This is a genomic window from Catellatospora coxensis, assembly GCF_016862635.1.
GTDB lineage: Bacteria > Actinomycetota > Actinomycetes > Mycobacteriales > Micromonosporaceae > Catellatospora > Catellatospora coxensis.
In genome coordinates, this window is the sequence record NZ_BONI01000005.1 from 38,049 (window position 1) to 55,234 (window position 17,186).

Consider the following 17,186-nt stretch of genomic DNA (forward strand, 5'->3'; position numbering starts at 1 on the left):
GGCACGCTGAAGCGTCCGTTCGGGCTTCAGTATAGACACGGAGGAGCCGGGTTTGTCAAGCGACGTCGCCGACGAGATTCACCGCGAGCAGGAGTACGTCACCGAGCTCTACCGCCGGCTCGACGGCCTGCGGGATCAGGCCGAACGCCGGCTCTCGCAGGCACTGCTGCAGACAGGCGGCACACAGCAGGAGCGCTCGCAGCGTGAGTCGACGGTCGCCCTGTACACCGACCAGCGGGCCTCGCTCGGCGCGGTCGAGAGCGGGCTCTGCTTCGGCCGGCTCGACCTGGTCGAGGAGGGCGCCCGCTACATCGGGCGCATCGGCATCTTCGACGAGTCCGCCGAGTACGAGCCGCTGCTGGTCGACTGGCGCGCCCCCGCGTCGCGGGCGTTCTACCTGGCCACGGCCGCCTCGCCGCAGGGCGTGCGGAGGCGGCGGCACATCCGCACCGCCGAGCGCACCGTGACGGCGCTCGACGACGAGGTGCTCGACCTGGCCGACGCCGCCGCGGCCACACCCCACCACGAGGGCCTGACCAGCGAGGCCGCGCTGTTCGCGGCGATGGACGCGGGCCGCACCGGCCGCATGCGCGACATCGTCGAGACCATCCAGGCCGAGCAGGACCACATCATCCGGGCCGGGCTGAACGGCATCATGGTCGTCCAGGGCGGGCCGGGCACCGGCAAGACCGCCGTCGCGCTGCACCGCGCCGCGTACCTGCTGTACACGTACCGCCAGGAGCTGTCGACCCGGGCGGTGCTGGTCGTCGGCCCGAACACGACGTTCCTGAAGTACATCTCGCAGGTGCTGCCGTCGCTGGCCGAGACCGGCGTGGTGCTGCGCACCGTCGGCGGGCTGTTCCCCGGGGTCGACGCCGCCGGCGTGGAGCCCGACGAGACCGCCGAGGTCAAGGGCCGCGCGGTGATGGCCGAGGTGCTGGCCGAGGCGGTACGCGACCGGCAGCGGCTGCCCGACGAGACCGTCGAGGTCGAGTTCGACGCCGAGCCGCTCGTGCTCGACCGGGCCGCCTGCGAGGCCGCCCGCGACGTGGCCCGGCGCAGCGGCAAGCCGCACAACCTGGCCCGGCCGCTGTTCGACGTCGAGATCATCCATGCGCTGTCGCAGCAGCTCGCCGACCGGATCGGCACCGACCCGTACGCCGACGACCCGCTCGGCGGCGACGACGCCCCCGGCGACCCGCAGCTGCTGGACGAGGCCGACCTCGCCGAGCTGCGCCGGGAGCTGCAGGCCGACCCGAAGGTGCAGACCGTGCTGGACTGGCTGTGGCCGGTGCTGACCCCGCAGCGGCTGCTGTCCGACCTGTACGCGAGCGAGGCCCGCATCGCCACCGCCGCGCCGATGCTCACCGAGGCCGAGCAGGCCCTGCTGCGGCGCAGCCGCGGCGCCGGGTGGACCCCGGCCGACGCGCCGCTGCTCGACGAGGCCGCCGAGCTGCTCGGCGAGGACGACCGCGACAGCGAGGAGCTGGCCGAGCGGCGGCGGCGGCAGCGGCTGGCGTACGCCGAGGGCGCGCTGGAGATCCTGCACGGCTCCCGCTCCATCGACCTCGAGGACGAGATCGATCCGGAGATCCTGACCGCCGCCGACGTGCTCGGCGCGCTGGAACTCGGCGAACGGCAGGCCGACGAGCGGCGGCTGACCGCAGCCGAGCGGGCCGCCGCCGACCGTCGCTGGGCGTTCGGGCACGTCATCGTCGACGAAGCGCAGGAGCTGTCGCCGATGGCCTGGCGGCTGCTGATGCGCCGGTGCCCGAGCCGGTCGATGACGGTCGTCGGGGACGTCGCGCAGACCGGCGACCCGGCCGGCACCTCCTCCTGGGACCAGGTGCTGCAGCCGTACGTCGCCGACCGGTGGCGGCTGACCCAGCTGACCGTCAACTACCGCACGCCCGCCGAGATCATGGACCTGGCCGGGCAGGTGCTCAAGTCGATCGACCCGGCGCTGGAGCCGCCGCGCTCGGTGCGCCACACCGGGCAGGCCCCGCAGCTGGCCGAGGTCGGCCCGCAGGAGCTGGCGGCGCGGCTGGCCGACGAGGTGCGCCGCGAGGTCGCCGCGCTCGGCGACGGCACGCTCGGCGTGCTGGTGCCCAGCGGGCGGATCGACGAGCTGGGCGCGGTGGTCACCGCGGCGGCGCCGCAGGCGCGGGTCGGGCAGCAGACCGAGCTGACCGACCAGGTGGTGGTGCTGACCGTGCGCCAGGCCAAGGGGCTGGAGTTCGACGCGGTCGTCATCGCCGACCCGGGCGCGATCGTGGCCGAGTCCCCGCGCGGGCACAGCGACCTGTACGTGGCGCTGACCCGCCCCACCCAGCGCCTGACCGTGCTGCACCACGGCGACCTGTCGTTCTGATCCCGGCGGTGTCCGGGCCGCTCGTCGCGGCGGCCCGGACACCGCCCAGGGTGCACGGATGAGTGAGAAAGGTCGATGTGGACGGTCCGGCGGCCGTAGACTGCGCCGGTGGGACCGCGCCTCGTCGCCCTGCTGCTCGCCGCCGCACTGGCCGTGGCGGGCTGCGGCGCGCCCGTGAACCAGGCCCCGGTGCCGCGCCCCGCGCCGCGGACCGTCACGGTCCGGCTGGAGCTGGCCATGGACGCCACCGGGGCGCAGCGCGCCGGGGTGGAGTCGTGGCTGCGCGGCAGGCCGGAGGTCGCCGCGTTCGTGTTCGAGAGCCGGGAGCAGGCGCTGGCCAGGTTCCGGGAGGCCTATCGCGACTCCGGCGAGCTGGTCGGCTCGATCAGCGCCGCGGACCTGCCCGAGTCGTTCACGGTCACGCTCGCGGCCGACGCGGACGCCGACGGCTTCGTGGCGGCCGCGCAGCCGCTGGAAGGCCTCGACCACGTCGTACGGGACCAGGACGAGCCCCCGCCGGACTGAGCCGCGATCATCCGCCATCCGGCGGAGGCGTCGCGCCCGGACACACCCCGCCGGGTGGCCGATGCGCGCCGGGGCGCAGCTCTGCCACGCTTCCCTCACCCGCGGCACAGGTCCGCGGCCGACGTGGAGGTCACCAATGGCGGAGTCGCCGTCTGTCCTGGCCAAGGTCGCCCGGGTGCTCGGTGTCCTGGCGCAGGTCGTGCTGCTGCCGTACTACCTGGCCAGCGGACTGGTCGCACCGCTGTGGGCGGTGATCGTCCTGGTCGCGGTCTGGGCCGCGCTGCTGGCGCTCGCGATCCGGTGGTGGCGCACCAGCCCGTTCCTGGTGCTGCTGGTCCCGGTCATCGCGGTGGCCGTGTGGTTCGCGGCGATCAGCGCCGGTGAGGCCTGGCTCGGCTGGACCGCCTGAACCGCGCCGCCACGGGCCGGCAGCGCTGCGGGCGGGACCCGGCGGGCGCGGGCACACACCTCCGACAGATCCGGCGTTCCTTTCCACAACCGACGTCATCGCGACAGACCGGAGCCGATGCGGCGATGCTTTGCCAACCTGGTGGCGACGTGACGGACGCACCGCGCCCGAGGTGACGGCGTCACGGCGGAAGGGAGTCGGCCATGAACGCCACCGGCGCCCGCCCGGCGGCCGCGCCCACGCTCGCGCGGGCCACCGGGGTGCGCATCCTCGGGCCCATCGAGGCGGCGGGTCTCGATGGGCCCGCCGCGCTCTCCGGCGCACGCCAGCGGGTGCTGCTCGCGGTGCTGGCCGTGCACGCGGGCACCGTCGTGCACCAGTCCCGCCTCATCGACGCGCTCTGGGGCTGGGACCCGCCCCGCACCGCGGTCAAGACCCTGCACAGCCACATCGCCCGGGTGCGCCAGGCGCTGGACGCCTGCGCCCTGCCCGCGGCCCTGCACACCCGCCACGCCGGGTACGTGCTCGACATCCCCGCCACCGAGGTCGACGCCCACCTGTTCGAGTCCCGGGTGGCCGCCGCGCGCCGCCACCTGGGTGCCGACGCCCCCGAGTCCGCGGTTCGTGAGCTGCGCGAAGGGCTGGCCCTGTGGCGCGGCGACGCGCTGGCCGACGGGGAGCCCACCGGCTGGGCGGCCGCCGAGGCGGACCGGCTCAACGAGGTGCGGCTGTGCGCCGAGGAGGACCTGTGGGAGGCGGAGCTGCGGTTGGGCGGCCACCGCGGCGCCCTCGGCGAGCTGGACCGGCTGCTGGTGACGCACCCGCACCGCGAACGCCTGGTCGGGCTGTCCATGCTGGCCCTGTACCGGTGCGGGCGGCCGGCCGAGGCCCTGGACGCGTACCGGCGGCTGCGCGCCCGCCTCGCCGACGAGCTCGGCACCGACCCCGGCCCCGACCTGCAACGGCTGCACACCGCGATCCTCCGCGAGGACCCGGCACTGGACCTGGTCGCGGGCCCGGCCGCCGAAGCCGGGCCGCCCACGGCGTTCGCGAACACCGCCAAGGCTGATCCGCGCCCGGCCGCGCTCGCGGATTCGGCCCCACCACCAGCCATGCCGAGTGGACCAGCGGGGATCGCGCCGGAGCCGGCGAGCCCCGAACCCGTGCCCGCCGAGCTGCCCGCGCCGCCGGGGCACTTCACCGGCCGCGACGACGAGCTGTCCGCCCTGGACCGGCTGCTGGAGCAGGAGGGGCCGCAGCCGCGGATCGCGTTCGTGGCGGGTCCGGGCGGCATGGGCAAGACCGCGCTCGCCGTCCGGTGGGCGCACACCGTCGTGCACCGCTTCCCCGACGGCCAGCTGTACGTCGACCTCGGCGGCCACGACCCGGCCGGCGCGCTGCCGCCCGCGCAGGCGCTGGCGCAGGTGCTGGCCAGCCTCGGGGTGCCCGCAGGCCGCATCCCCGCCGACCCGGCCGCCCGCTCGGCGCTGTACCGCACGCTGCTGAGCGAGCGCCGCATGCTGGTGGTGCTCGACAACGCGGCCGGGCCGGACCAGGTGCTGCCGCTGGTGCCGCCGACCGCGGCGAGCCTGCTGCTGGTGACCAGCCGCAGCCGGCCGACCGCGCTGGCCGTGCACCACGCGGTGCACGCGGTGGCGCTGGACGCCCTCGACCGGCACGCGGCGGTGGCGCTGCTGGCCCAGGTGCTCGGCCGGGCCAGGGTGGACCGCGAGCCCGCCGCCGCGGCCGAGCTGGCCGAGCTGTGCGGCGGCATGCCGCTCGCGCTGCGGATCGCCGCCGCGAAGCTCGCCGCCCGGCCCGGCCGGGAACTGGCCGAGCTGGCCGCGGAGCTGGTCTGCGACGACCGGCTCGACGAGCTGGCGGTGCCCGGCGACAGCCGCACGGTGCGCACCGTGTTCGGTTCGGCGTACCGGGCGCTGCCCGCCCCGGCGGCGCGGCTGTTCCGGCTGCTGGGCCTGCACCCGGGCGCCACGTGCACCGGGCACCTGGCCGCCGCGGCGGCGGACCTGTCCCTGCCCGCAGCCCGGCGGGTGCTGGCGGAGCTGGCGTCCGCGCACCTGGTCGCGGAGGTGGCCCCGGACCGCTACCGCTTCCACGACCTGCTGCGCCTGTACGCCCGGGAGTGCGCGGCCGCCGACGAGACCACGGCCGCGCGCGACGAGGCCCTCGCCCGGATCGTCGACTGGCACCTGGCCGTCGCCGACGCCGCGAACCGGCTCGTCGACCCGGGCCGGGACCGGGTCCGGGCCGCGCCCGCGTTCCCGCCCGCGCAGCTGCCGTTCACCGACGACCCGGTCGCCGCGCTGGCCTTCCTTGACGGCGAGCGGGCCGGCATGCAGGCCGTCGTGCGGCACGCCGCCGAGCACGGGCCCGAGACCGCCGCCTGGCAGCTGACGTACCTGCTGACCGGCTTCTTCGACTCGCGCGGGCACTGGGCGGAGCGGGTCGAGCTGTGCCGCTGGGGTGTCGCCGCCGCGGCCCGCTGCGGCGATCCCGGCGCGGAAGGGCTGATGCGCAGCGGGCTGGGCGTGGCCCTGATCATGACGCGGCGTTTCGACGAGGCGCTGGACGTGCTGCAGTCGGCGCTGGCGCTGACCCGGCGCTCGGGCGACGCGCGCGGCGAGGGGCACGTGCACAACAACATCGCGGTGGCCCACGCCGGGCTGCGCCGCCACGACGCGGCCGTGGAGGCGTACCAGCAGGCGCTGGCCCTGCACACGGCGAGCGGCAACGCGCTCGGGGTGGCGCTGGGCCTCAACAACATCGGCGACGCGTACGTCCGGATGGGACGCGCCGAGTTGAGCCTGGAGTACCTGGACCGGGCCCTGCCCGCCGCCCGCGAGCTGGGCAACGCCCGGCTGGAGGCGGCGGCGCTGAGCGGCCTCGGGCAGGCCCACGCGGCCCTGGGCGACTTCGACGCCGCGCTGGACCGGCTGCGCCAGGCCCTGTCGGTGCGCCGGCACCGGGGCGACCGCCGCCACGAGGCCGACACCCGCAACACCATCGGCGTGACGCACCTGCGCCGCGGCGACCACCACGCGGCGCTGGACGAGTTCGGCCGGGCGCTGGAACTCAGCCGCGAGATCGCCGACCGGCACCTGGAGGCGGGTGCGCTGGCCAACCTCGGCCGCACCCACCTGGAGCGCGACGACCTCGTCGCCGCGGCCGGCTACCTGCGCCTCGCGCAGGCGCTGCGGGCCCGCGCACCCGACCACTTCGAGGCCGCCTGCATCGCCCGCGACCTCGGCGAGCTGGCCCGCCGCGGCGGCGACCCGGCCGAGGCCCGTACGCAGTGGCAGCTGGCCGTGGACCTCTACCGCAAGGCCAACGCGCCCGCCGAAGCAGACGCGCTGGCCGGCATCCTCGGCTGACCGCTAATGCGCGGTGGGGTCCTGGACGACCACGGTCGCGGTGGCCAGCACCCGCCCGTCGCGATCGACGAACTCGACCGTGAACGTCTCGTCGCGTTCCCGTACCGCGTCACCGGCCACGAACACGCCCAGCTGGGTGACGCCGTTCGTCGTCAGCGGCAGCTCCGCCGAGGGCACCGCGACGAAGTCGCCCGGGGCGGCCGCGGTCCCGTCGGCGGTGCGGTAGTTCACCACCGTGCCCCTGGCGGGTGTGCCCTGCACCTGGACCTTGACGGCGCACCACTCCTTCTCCCAGCAGATCGCGTCGAGGGGCTTCGCCAGGCAGTCCGTCCCGCAGAACAGGTTGCCGGCGGCGGACGCGGGCTGCGGCAGCAGCACGACGGTCGCGAGGAGAGCCAGGGCCGAGACGCTGAGCCAACGCAGGAAACGAGTCATGGCCCGCACGGTAGGCAGGCCGGGTTGTGGAAAGGTTGTGTGCCTGGCCACCGGCCCTGCGACCGGCGGCCAGGCACGTTCGCGGTCAGTAGAGCAGGCTCCAGCCGCGCAGGTGGCTCTGCTCGCCCTTGACGACGTCCTCGACGACCAGCGCCCACTCGCCGACCTCGGCGACCCCGCCGAGGCGCACCTGGTACACCTCGGTCAGGTCGGCGGCCCGGTCGTCGGCGTCGGCGGCCTTGAGCAGGTAGGACCGGCCGGCCGGGGAGACCAGCTCCAGGCGCAGGTCACCGCGGCGCGGGTGGGTGAGGTTGACGGCGACCTCGACGGTCTCCAGGGTGCCCTTCTCCTGCACCTTGGTCCACCACTTGATCGGGCCCGGGTCCAGGAACGGCGGCTGCGGCCACTCCTCCCAGACCAGGTTCCACTTCGGGATGCATTGCTTCCACGGGTAGCTGTAGGTGCCGACGCCGACCGCCGCCCACGCCATCGCCACGGTCCGGTACGTGCTGCCGCACCTGCCGTACAGCTCCGCCGTCGCGGCCAGCGTGTCGGCCCGCGCCTGCGCGAACGTCTCGTTGCTGGTGAAGTAGTTCGTCAGCGCGTGGTACCAGATCTGGGTGGCCCGGTCCCGGCCGACGCCGACGACCGACGAGCCGTCGCAGGTCGGGCTCGTGCCGTACGGCGTCACCCCGCTGCCCTCGGCGGCCAGGAAGAAGAAGTGGTTGGTGACCCCCGAGGACAGGTGCGGGTCGAGGTTGCCGACCCCGTTGTACCAGCAGTCCTTCGAGATCCCGTCCAGCGACGGCTGGTACATGTAGCGCAGCGGGTCGCCGGTGCCCCAGATGTCGAACTCCTCGCCGATCAGGTAGTCCGGCGTGTCCGCGGCGTTGTTCGCGTAGAACTCGGCCATCGCGCCCAGGATGTCGCTGGTGCCCTCGTTGAGCCCGCCGGACTCCCCCGAGTACGTCAGGTTGCCCGGCACCGAGGACTGGGTCAGGCCGTGCGACATCTCGTGGCCGACGACGTCCAGCGACACCAGCGGCCGCAGTCCGTTGCTGCCGTCGCCGTAGCGCACGACCTTCTGCGTCGAGCTCCAGCTCGCGTTGACCCAGTTGGTGTCCCGGTGCACCTGCGAGGTGATGCCGACGCCGTCACCGAACACGCCGTGCCGACCCAGCACGTTCAGGTAGAAGTCCCAGGTGTTGGCCGAGCCGTAGTGCACGTCCACGGCCGCGGTCTGGTTGGTCGCCGGGTTGCCGTCGCCCCAGACGTTGTTCATGTCGGTGAACGTCACGCACGGCCCCGCGACCGTGTGCTGCATGTCGCAGGTCCGCGAGTTGCCACGCAGCGGGTCGACCATCCGGTAGTCGTTGATCCCCTGCGAGGTGCTCAGCGACACCTGGCCGCTGTACACGCTGTGCCCGGTGCCGATGACCGTGTGGTCCAGCGGGTTGACCCGCAGCACGCGGGGCTCGACCGCGTCGACGAGCGCGTCGGCCTCGCCGGCCGCCGCCGTCACCGGCACCCGCCACGCCAGCCTGGCCGCGCCGCCGATCGCGTCGACGACCAGCTGCGGCGTGCCGACCTCGGTCGCCCGCAGCGCCTCGCGGGCCGTGCTCGCGGCCTGGGCGGCAGTGACCCGGGGGTCGGTGGCCACGGCGACCGGCCGGTCCTGCGACACGGAGAAGCCGTCGAGGGCGCCGTCGGGCGCCAGGTGCACCACGAAGTCGCCGCCGACCACGGGCAGGCCCTGAAACAGCCGGGTGAACCGGACGTGGGCGAAACCGGTCCGGGTGACCGTGGCCCGCCACACCTCGTAGCGGTCACCGCCGGCGGCCCGTACCGCCTCCGGGTTGAGCCTGATCAGCTCCTGTGCGCGCGCTATCGCCGTCTCCTCCGGCGAGGCGGCCTGCGCGGGCGCGGCCAGTGCGACCGCGCTGCCGCACAGCAGCACCGCCGCGAGCGCCACGGATATCCGTCTCATGACGACCTTCCCTTCCCTGTCAGCCAGTGGTGACAGGGGTACGGGGGAACGGCTGTCACGCGGTTGTGGCAGGGTTGTGGCGCAGGTCGGCCGTGGTGCAGGAAGCTGCAGCGATCAGGGGTTACCCGGGGGCGGGGCGGCTGGCATGATCTCGCCATGACCGAGGCAAGCGACTCCGACCAGTACGGCCACGTCCGGCTCACCGCGACCGAGCCCGACGGCCAGCTCATCACCGAGGTGCTGCCCGCCAAGGCGCTGCCGGGCGGGCTGGTGGAGCTGGTCGGCAGCCCCGGCCTGGTGACCGGCGCGGCCGCCGGCGACGTGCTGACCCTGACGTCGGGCGGCTTCCACGTCGTGCGGCGCGGCCCGAACGACAGCGTGCAGGTGTACGCCGACCCGCCGCTCGACGAGCACGCGATGGCGTGGCTGGCAAAGGCCTTCGAGTCGGTCGGCGGTTACGTCGAGGCCCCGCCGCAGCGACAGTTCGCCGTCGCCACGGTCCCGACCGTGGCGGGCCGCGACGCCGTCGAGGCGATCATGTCAGAGGCCGGCGAGCACATCCCCGGCATGGAATGGCAGTTCGGCACGGCCTGACCGAGGCGCCGCACCGAACCGGTTCCTGCAGTTTCCGCGAAACTGCAACGTGGTGATCGTCCGGGTCAGCCGCCGACCTCGGCGAGCTGCTTGAGCGCCGCGGCGGTGCTGTCGGGGTGGGCGTCGAGCAGCGGCAGGCGTACGCCCGGGGTCGGGATGCGGCCCTGGGCATGCAGCGCGGCCTTGACGACCGTGGGGTTGGGCTCGGCGAACAGCGCCTTGGACAGCGGCGCGAGCCGGTGGCCGAGCGCGCGGGCGCGGATCGCGTCACCGGACTGCCACAGCCGGATCAGCTCCGCGAACTGCGCGGTCGCCAGGTGCGCCGAGGACAGGATGCCGCCGTGCGCGCCGAGCGCCAGCAGCGGCGAGACGAACGTGTCGTCGCCGCCGAGCACCGCGAACCCTGCCGGCGGGTCCGCCATCAGCGCGACGGTGTCCTCGTTGATGCCGCCCCCGGCGTACTTGACCCCGGCGACGTTCGGGATCCCGGCCAGCCGGCGCAGGCCGCCCGCGGTCAGGTACTGCCCGGTGCGGTACGGGATGTCGTAGACGACCAGCGGCACCGGGCTCGCCGCCGCCAGCCGGGTGAAGTGGGCGACCACGCCGTCCTCGCCGGGGCGTACGAACGGCGGCACCACGGTCAGCGCCGCGACCGCCTCGGGTGTCGCGGCCAGTTCCGCGAGGGCTTCGGCGGTGGCCGCGCCGACGATCAGCGGGGCTGAGCGCTCCCGGCAGACCCGGGCGACGGTCGCCACGACCGCCTGCTTCTCGGTCTCGGTGAGGGAGCCGGGCTCGCCGGTGGTGCCGAGCGCGACGAGGCCGGTCGCGCCGTCGTCCAGGACCTGGTGGGCGAGCCGCTCCAGCGCGTCGAGGGCGACCGTGCCGTCGGCGGCGAACGGCGTGATCAGCGGAAGGTACAGGCCGTGCAGTGTCGTCATGCCCTTCATGCTGCCGAAACCGTTCCGGAAGGACCAGTTCCGATTCGTGAGGTGACCCGTAAGCTGACCTGATGCTTGACGTCCGCAGGCTGCGCCTGCTGCGCGACCTCGCCCGGCTCGGCACCATCGCGGCGGTCGCCGAAGCCCACAGCTACTCCCCCTCGGCCGTGTCGCAGCAGCTCGCGGTGCTGCAACGGGAAGCCGGGGTGCCGCTGACCGAACGCACCGGCCGTGGCGTCACCCTCACCCCGGCCGGCGAAGCGCTGGTGCGGCACACCGAGACTGTGCTCGCGGCGCTGGAGGCGGCCGCGGCGACGCTGGCCGCCGCCCGCACCGGCCTGCACGGCACCGTCCGGATCGGCGCGTTTCCGACGGCGGTACGCACCCTGCTGCCCGCCGCACTGGTCGCCCTCGCCCGCGACCATCCGGCGCTGGATCTCATGGTCACCGAGCTGGACCCGGTCGCGATGCCCGACGCGCTGCGCGAACGCCGCCTCGACGTGGCGCTGCTGCACGACTACGACCTCGCGCCGGTGGTGCCCGATCCGACCGTCGACTCCCTGCCGCTGCTCGACGAGACCGTGTACCTCGCGGTGCCCGAGGGCCTTCCCGTCGCCGACGACCCGGTGCACGCGGCGCGCGACGCCGACTGGATCGTGGGCACGCCGGGCACGCTGTGCCACACCGTGGCGATGCGCATCTGCCAGGCCGCGGGGTATCAGCTGCGGGCCCGGCACCACGCCGACGACTTCACGGCCGTGCTCGCGCTGGTCGCAGCCGGGCTCGGCGTGGCGCTGGTGCCGCAACTCGGCGCGGTGCAGCCGCCGTCCGGGGTGCGGCTGGTGCCGCTGGAGTCGCGGCGGCGGACCAGGATCGCGTACCGGCGCGGTTCCGGTGACCATCCGGCCGTGGCCGCGTGTGTCGCCGCCATCCGCACCGCCACCACGGGGTTCCTCACATAGGAGGCGTGTCAAGAATTCTTGACATCACGTCGGGTCCGCCCTACCTTCGACATGTCAAGTTTTCTTTACATGGGAGGGTCCACGATGCACCCGCTGACACGTACCGCCCGTCTGGCCGGGCTGTGCTACCTCGGCAACGCCATCACCGGCGTGCTCGGCTTCCTCGTCGTGCGCCGGCAGCTCTTCGCCGCCGGCGATCCTGACGCGACGCTGGCCAACCTGCTCGCGCACGAGTCGCTCGCCCGTGCGGGCGTCGCCCTGGAGCTGGGCATGGTCGTCACGCAGACCCTCGCCGCGGTCTGGTTCCACCGCCTGTTCCGCACGGTGGACTCCGCTGCCGCGCGCGGGATCGCCACCTTCGGCCTGGTCAACGCGGTCGTGGGCCTCATCAGCGCGGCGATGCTGGCCACCGCGGTCCAGGTGGCGGTCCACCCGGTCGGCGACGCCGCGGCCAACGTCCAGGTCCTGTACCTGGTCAGCGACAGCCTGTGGGGTGTCGGAGCGCTGTTCTTCGGCCTGTGGCTCATCCCCATGGGCTGGTGCGTGCTGCGCTCGGGCTGGATGCCCCGCGCGCTCGGCCGGCTCCTCATCGGCGGCGGAGCCGGGTACATGGTCAGCGCGTTCCTCCGATACCTCGCCCCGGACGCGCAGGCCGTCGCCGAGGCACTCGCCTATCCCGCGTCCATCGGCGAGTTCTGGATGGTCGGCTACCTGCTCATCCTCGGCGTACGCCGGCACGCGCTGAACGAGCCGACCGCCGTACGCACGCCGGCACCGGTGGCGGGCTGAAGCGCTTCACACGACGACGACGGTGTGCGGGCCGCGCATGACCTCGATCGAGTAGTACGTCGGGCACAGCCGCGGCCGCCCGCCTTCCTCGACGACCTCGAAGAAGCGCAGCTCGCCGCGGCGGTGCGCCAGGTCCAGATGATCGAACACGGTCACCACGACGAACTTGCCGTCCGCGTCGAAGGCGACCCCCTCGGGCCGCAGCCCGTCGAACAGCTCCTCACCGACGGTCTCCAGCCGCCCGCTCGCCGGATCGAAGGTCAGCAGGCTCAGCGAGCACTGCCGGTCCAGCCGCGGATCGCCCCAGGCCAGGTGGCTCAGCCGCAGATTCGAGGTGACCACGCGGCGGCCGTCGCGGCTGACGGCCAGACCGCCGGGATTGCGGCCCACGGCAGCCTCGCCGACCTTCTCCCCCGCCCCCGTCGCCGGATCGATCCGCAGCACCGACACCCGTCCCTCGGCCGCGTCGTCACCGGCGTCGCCGCCCCAACGGAGGTCCGTGGTGAGGAAATGCCGCCCGTCGGGGGTGAACCGGCCCTCGAACGGGAAGCGCCCGGTCCCGATCGGCAACCCCAGCGGCTCGATCCACAGCTCCGGCGTACGGTGCGCGGCATACAACCGCACCTCGTCCCGCCACGGGAAACACGCCGCGAGCAGCTCGCCGCCGGGATGCCACTCCACGTAGGACGGCACGATCGGCTCGCCGTCCTCGCCCCGCGGCACGAGCACGAATGCGTCGCCGAACCCGTTCGGCCCGACCGGGATCAGCCGCAGCGACGGGTGCGGGTCGGGCCCGAGGATCGAGAACACGTCGCCGCCCGCGATGGCGAGCAGGCCGCCACGCGGATGCAGCGACACCGCCTGCGGCATGTGCCCGGCCGGGTAGGCGAACAGCAGCTCCGGCCTGGCCGCGTTCATGATGGCGTAGGCCCGCACCGTGCTACCGGCATCCAGGTCGGTGAGCAGGTGCGCGTCCGGGCCGCGCTGCCCGAGCGTCTCGATGACGTACGCATGCGCGCCCTCGGCGTCGACGGCGAGCACGCTCGGCGGCGGGGTCACCGAGTTCGACGCGGCGATCGTGCCCATCCTCGGCGGTGTGCCGTCGAAGGCCAGCGGCAGCTCGATGACGGTGAGCGTGTCCTCCTGCCCCGGCTCGCGCGGACCGAGCCGGGCGTGCAGCGGCGCGGACGCGACCGCGTCGGCGTCACTGACCACCACGATGCGCCGCCCCTGGAACAGGCCGGACGCGGGCGGCCCCTGCAGCGGCTGGACGCCGGTGGACGTGCTCATCTGAGGCTCCTTCGGGCCAGGCAGCCTGCGCGTTCACCGACCAGGCTATGCCCGGCCGTGACGCCCCGACCGGACGATCCTCGATCTCCACCGCTCCCGGCCCCCTCGGGACACCCCAGTCCCGGAAGCCACCGATAGCCTCAAGCGATGTCTCAGCCCCCACCGGCCCTCGACCTCGTTCTCGCCCACGTCCTGGCGCATTGCGGCGGCGACCCCGATCGGGCGGCAGGCCACCTCGCACGGGCCGTCGCGCAGCAGCCGCATGCGGTCGAGCCGTACGAGGCGCTGGCCGAACTGCGCCAGTCCCACCCCGCACAGGCCGCCCGGTTCCTCGAAGCCGCCCCCTCGACAGGCGCCTACGCGGCCAGCGCCTACGCGGCCTTCCTCGACGGCGACATGGACACCGCGGTGCTCTGGCTGGGTTCGGTCACCGGCCACGAGCCGCGCAACGCCTGGGCGGCCGCGCCGTGGTTCGCCGACGAGCGCTTCCTCGCGGCGGTGAGCGCCGACGCGCTGGGCGAGGCGGCGCTGCGCACCACGGACGGCGGGCACGACCTGGCCGCCGACGGCATGCGGGAGCGGTTCGCGCCCTGGTTCCACGCGATCGCGGTGGTGTCGGCGCGTGATCCGCGGCCCGAGGCGCTGGCCCGCATGGCGATCATGCTGCGGGCGTGCGGCCTGACGGACGAGTCGTTCGCGCTCTGCGATCAGGCGGACGCGGTCGAGCGGGTCATGTTCACCGAGGTCGTCCGGGCGGGCACCTGGCGCAGGCTCGGTGACCCCGAGCAGGCCAAGGCCGCGTTCGAACGGGCGCTCGGCCTGGACCCGGCGAACTGGTCGCTGTTTCTCGACATCGCCGACCTGTGCGGCGAACAGGGCGACTTCGCCACGGCGGTGGAGTGGGCCGAGCGCGGCCTGGTCCACGAGCCGGCCGAGATCACGCTGCTGGCCGCCCGCGCGGCATACCGCACCAGACTCACCGGTTCGGCCACCGACCTGGCCGAACTGGTGGCACAGGCGAAGCTGATGCCGGAGTCCCCGTACCGGCAGGTGCTGATCGATCACGCGTGCGCCGGTCCCGGACTGCCCGCCGAGCTCGTCGCCGCGGCGCGTAAGGCGCGGCCGCGGTCGGCTTAGGGTGTACGTCGTGCGGTTGGTGGTCATGGCGGACACGCATGTGCCGAAGCGGGCACGGGACCTGCCCGAGCCGCTGTGGGACGCGGTGGACGGCGCCGATGTCGTGGTGCACGCGGGCGACTGGGTCGACGTGCCGCTGCTCGACGCGCTGGAACAGCGGGCCAAGCGCCTGATCGCGGTGTACGGCAACAACGACGGCCCCGCCCTGCGTGCCCGGCTGCCGGAGACGGCCCGCGCCGAACTGGACGGCCTGCGCGTCGCGGTCGTGCACGAGACCGGCCCGGTGACCGGTCGCGAGCGGCGCTGCGCCGCCCTGTTCCCCGACTGCGACGTGCTGTTCTTCGGCCACTCGCACATCCCGTGGGACAGCACCGCGCCCACCGGCCTGCGGCTGCTCAACCCGGGCTCGCCGACCGACCGCCGCCGCCAGCCGTACGCGACATTCCTCACCGCCGAGATCGCCGCCGGCCGGCTCGTCGACGCAGAACTGCATCGACTCGGCGGCGCAGGCGGCCAACCCGGGCGGCGCTGAGCCACCCGCACGGCGTACCCAGGCGATTCTGTGCGTCCGGTGGTGCCGACCTGGTCGGCACGACATTCCCTGCCGAGCGACTTTGCTCTGCACCCATTTGCTTGCTCTGCACCCGAATACGCAACAGCGCGCGCACCTGTTGCGCCGATGGGTGCAGAGCAAGGCCATGGGTGCAGAGCAAGGTTTTGGGTGCAGAGCAAGGTTTTGGGTGCAGAGCAAAGTCAATCGGTGGACATGCCTGACCTGCGCCGCCGGGCGACGATCAAGTCCCGGTCAGCCGGCCGTGTTGGACCAGGACCGAGTGCTCAGGACCAGCCGGTAGCCGTCGGGATCCGCCACGGTGACGCCCCAGCGGTTCCAGTAGGGGCCCTGCGACACCCGGGTGCCCCCAGCCTCGGTCAGGCGACTCATCAGCGAGTCGTCGACGGGTCCGGCGAGATAAAGCACGAGCAGGTCCTCGGCGGTGGGCGAGGGCGGGGCCGCGAGGTCATGGCCGGCGACGAGTTCCAGGTGCCAGGCCGCGTCGGGCCAGCCGAGCATCAGTATGTCGTGCTCGCCGGGTCCGTCGCCGGTCGCCCGGTAGAGGACGCGCAGGCCGAGGCCGTCGACATAGAAACGTTCTGCGGCGGCGAGGTCGCGGCAGGGGCGAGCCAGGCGCAGGTGGGCCCGGGGGTCGATGATCATCGCGGCTCCAGCGGGGTCGGTTTGCGCCGACCCTGCCTGCTCAAGTGCGCTTGAGGTCAAGAACGGCGGCTCAGTGCGGGATGGGGCGGCGGGCGCGCTTGCGGTCCAGGCCGTCGCGGTACTCCTCGATGGCCAGCGCCACCTCGGCGCGGGTGCGGGTGTGCTCCAGTCTCGGCAGGTAGTGCACGTGCCGGGCGAGGCCGTCGAGGTCGACGGTGAAGTACATCGCCATCAGCGGGTTGACGAACAGCTCGGTGCCCTCGGTGCGGGACAGGGTGTGCACGTCGCCGAAGTCGCCGCGTACCGCTGAGGCGACCTGGGTGTTGACGATGCTGGCCGACAGCGGCGTGGCGGCCGCGGCGTGCGCGACGGCGTCGCAGTAGGCGGCGGCCTCGGCGCTGCCCGGCGGGATGGAGAACGCGCCGAGGAACGCCCCCTCACGCTGCAGGGCGGCGAGGTTCTCCAGCACGTGGGCGTGGCAGATGCCGTGGTGGGAGTCGATGCCGAAGCCGAGGCTGACCACGAGCTTGGTCGGCACGGGCAGCCCGGCGACGGCGGCGAGGCTGGTCATGTCCTCCTCGGGGGTGCCGAGGCCGGCCTCGTCGCCGCGCATGAGGATGTCGGTGCCGCCGTCGGCGAGCACGACCGCGTCGATGCCGAGCAGGTCGATGAGCTTTCGGTAGGCCGAGCGCAGCGGGCGGACGCCGGTGCGTTCGAAGGCGTACACGACGGGGTCGTGGCCCTGGATGGCGAGCCAGCGGGCGAGGGTGCGTTCGGGGAAGTAGCGGTCGTTGCCGGCGCTGTCGGGGCGCACGGCGGCCAGGCCGGTGCGCACCCAGGAGGACAGGCTGAGCGCGCCCAGCTCGCTGACGGCGTAGCTGGCCAGGGTGACCTTGGTGCCGGCGTTGCGCAGGGCGAGCGCGAGGGGCAGTCCGGCGTACACGTCGAAGCCGCCGCCCGCGCCCGCGATGAGCACGTGTCTGGCGTCGCGCAGGCGCTGGGACAGCGGGGGTTCGAAGACGGCGGGCATGGCCGAGACGGTAGTGCCCTGGCGCGAGTCGGGGCACCCGCTTATTCGCATACCCGGGAAGCGGCAACATCCGTCATCTAACATGAAAACGGATCAAAGGGATTAAGGCGG

15 protein-coding genes are annotated in these 17,186 nt (G+C 74.0%); 9 read left to right on the forward strand and 6 right to left on the reverse strand.

Going from position 1 to position 17,186, the window contains the following annotated elements:
* The first annotated feature begins 52 nt into the window (after nucleotides 1–52).
* The 4 genes from Cco03nite_RS03885 (at nucleotide 53) to Cco03nite_RS03900 (ending at nucleotide 6,697) form a co-directional block, all read left to right on the forward strand.
* Nucleotides 53–2,371: a HelD family protein gene (locus Cco03nite_RS03885; RefSeq protein WP_203688574.1), complete on the forward strand. Its 2,319-nt coding sequence runs from the start codon at nucleotides 53–55 to the stop codon at nucleotides 2,369–2,371.
* 108 nt (nucleotides 2,372–2,479) lie between these two features.
* Nucleotides 2,480–2,896 carry a permease-like cell division protein FtsX gene (locus Cco03nite_RS03890; protein WP_203688576.1) on the forward strand — a complete coding sequence of 139 codons (417 nt, stop codon included), beginning with the start codon at nucleotides 2,480–2,482 and terminating at the stop codon, nucleotides 2,894–2,896.
* A gap of 136 nt (nucleotides 2,897–3,032) precedes the next feature.
* Entirely contained in the window at nucleotides 3,033–3,305 is a 273-nt protein-coding gene (locus tag Cco03nite_RS03895) for a hypothetical protein (RefSeq protein WP_203688578.1), read from the forward strand.
* A 203-nt stretch (nucleotides 3,306–3,508) separates the two neighbouring features.
* Nucleotides 3,509–6,697 carry an AfsR/SARP family transcriptional regulator gene (locus Cco03nite_RS03900; protein WP_203688580.1) on the forward strand — a complete coding sequence of 1,063 codons (3,189 nt, stop codon included), beginning with the start codon at nucleotides 3,509–3,511 and terminating at the stop codon, nucleotides 6,695–6,697.
* 3 nt (nucleotides 6,698–6,700) lie between these two features.
* On the opposite strand, the gene Cco03nite_RS03905 is transcribed toward Cco03nite_RS03900, so the two are convergent.
* Both Cco03nite_RS03905 and Cco03nite_RS03910 read right to left on the reverse strand, forming a co-directional pair.
* The gene (locus Cco03nite_RS03905) at nucleotides 6,701–7,132 is read right to left on the reverse strand and encodes a Calx-beta domain-containing protein (RefSeq protein ID WP_203688582.1); all 432 of its coding nucleotides are present in this window, start codon (nucleotides 7,130–7,132) and stop codon (nucleotides 6,701–6,703) included.
* A gap of 85 nt (nucleotides 7,133–7,217) precedes the next feature.
* A complete protein-coding gene (locus tag Cco03nite_RS03910; RefSeq protein ID WP_203688590.1) occupies nucleotides 7,218–9,119 on the reverse strand; it encodes a M4 family metallopeptidase in 1,902 nt (633 codons plus the stop codon).
* A gap of 156 nt (nucleotides 9,120–9,275) precedes the next feature.
* On the opposite strand from Cco03nite_RS03910, the gene Cco03nite_RS03915 reads away from it, so the two are divergent.
* The gene (locus Cco03nite_RS03915; RefSeq protein ID WP_203688592.1) at nucleotides 9,276–9,713 is read left to right on the forward strand and encodes a DUF4265 domain-containing protein; all 438 of its coding nucleotides are present in this window, start codon (nucleotides 9,276–9,278) and stop codon (nucleotides 9,711–9,713) included.
* Nucleotides 9,714–9,778: 65 nt separating this feature from the next.
* Here Cco03nite_RS03915 and Cco03nite_RS03920 read toward each other — a convergent pair whose 3' ends face one another.
* Nucleotides 9,779–10,651, reverse strand: coding sequence for a dihydrodipicolinate synthase family protein (locus Cco03nite_RS03920; protein ID WP_203688600.1), 873 nt, complete (start codon nucleotides 10,649–10,651; stop codon nucleotides 9,779–9,781).
* 71 nt (nucleotides 10,652–10,722) lie between these two features.
* On the opposite strand from Cco03nite_RS03920, the gene Cco03nite_RS03925 reads away from it, so the two are divergent.
* Both Cco03nite_RS03925 and Cco03nite_RS03930 read left to right on the forward strand, forming a co-directional pair.
* Nucleotides 10,723–11,613 carry a LysR family transcriptional regulator gene (locus Cco03nite_RS03925; RefSeq protein WP_203688601.1) on the forward strand — a complete coding sequence of 297 codons (891 nt, stop codon included), beginning with the start codon at nucleotides 10,723–10,725 and terminating at the stop codon, nucleotides 11,611–11,613.
* Nucleotides 11,614–11,697: 84 nt separating this feature from the next.
* The gene (locus Cco03nite_RS03930; protein ID WP_203688603.1) at nucleotides 11,698–12,402 is read left to right on the forward strand and encodes a DUF4386 domain-containing protein; all 705 of its coding nucleotides are present in this window, start codon (nucleotides 11,698–11,700) and stop codon (nucleotides 12,400–12,402) included.
* 6 nt (nucleotides 12,403–12,408) lie between these two features.
* Here Cco03nite_RS03930 and Cco03nite_RS03935 read toward each other — a convergent pair whose 3' ends face one another.
* Complete coding sequence (locus Cco03nite_RS03935; RefSeq protein ID WP_203688605.1) at nucleotides 12,409–13,692, reverse strand: lactonase family protein; 1,284 nt, start codon at nucleotides 13,690–13,692, stop codon at nucleotides 12,409–12,411.
* Between the two features lie 147 nt (nucleotides 13,693–13,839).
* Between Cco03nite_RS03935 and Cco03nite_RS03940 the strand changes: the two genes are divergently transcribed.
* Together Cco03nite_RS03940 and Cco03nite_RS03945 are read left to right on the forward strand one after the other, a co-directional pair.
* A complete protein-coding gene (locus Cco03nite_RS03940; protein ID WP_203688606.1) occupies nucleotides 13,840–14,829 on the forward strand; it encodes a tetratricopeptide repeat protein in 990 nt (329 codons plus the stop codon).
* A 10-nt stretch (nucleotides 14,830–14,839) separates the two neighbouring features.
* Entirely contained in the window at nucleotides 14,840–15,361 is a 522-nt protein-coding gene (locus Cco03nite_RS03945) for a metallophosphoesterase family protein (RefSeq protein WP_203688608.1), read from the forward strand.
* A 273-nt stretch (nucleotides 15,362–15,634) separates the two neighbouring features.
* On the opposite strand, the gene Cco03nite_RS03950 is transcribed toward Cco03nite_RS03945, so the two are convergent.
* Both Cco03nite_RS03950 and Cco03nite_RS03955 read right to left on the reverse strand, forming a co-directional pair.
* Entirely contained in the window at nucleotides 15,635–16,045 is a 411-nt protein-coding gene (locus Cco03nite_RS03950) for a VOC family protein (protein WP_203688610.1), read from the reverse strand.
* 70 nt (nucleotides 16,046–16,115) lie between these two features.
* Nucleotides 16,116–17,075 carry a DUF1152 domain-containing protein gene (locus Cco03nite_RS03955; protein WP_203688612.1) on the reverse strand — a complete coding sequence of 320 codons (960 nt, stop codon included), beginning with the start codon at nucleotides 17,073–17,075 and terminating at the stop codon, nucleotides 16,116–16,118.
* Nucleotides 17,076–17,186: the final 111 nt, after the last annotated feature.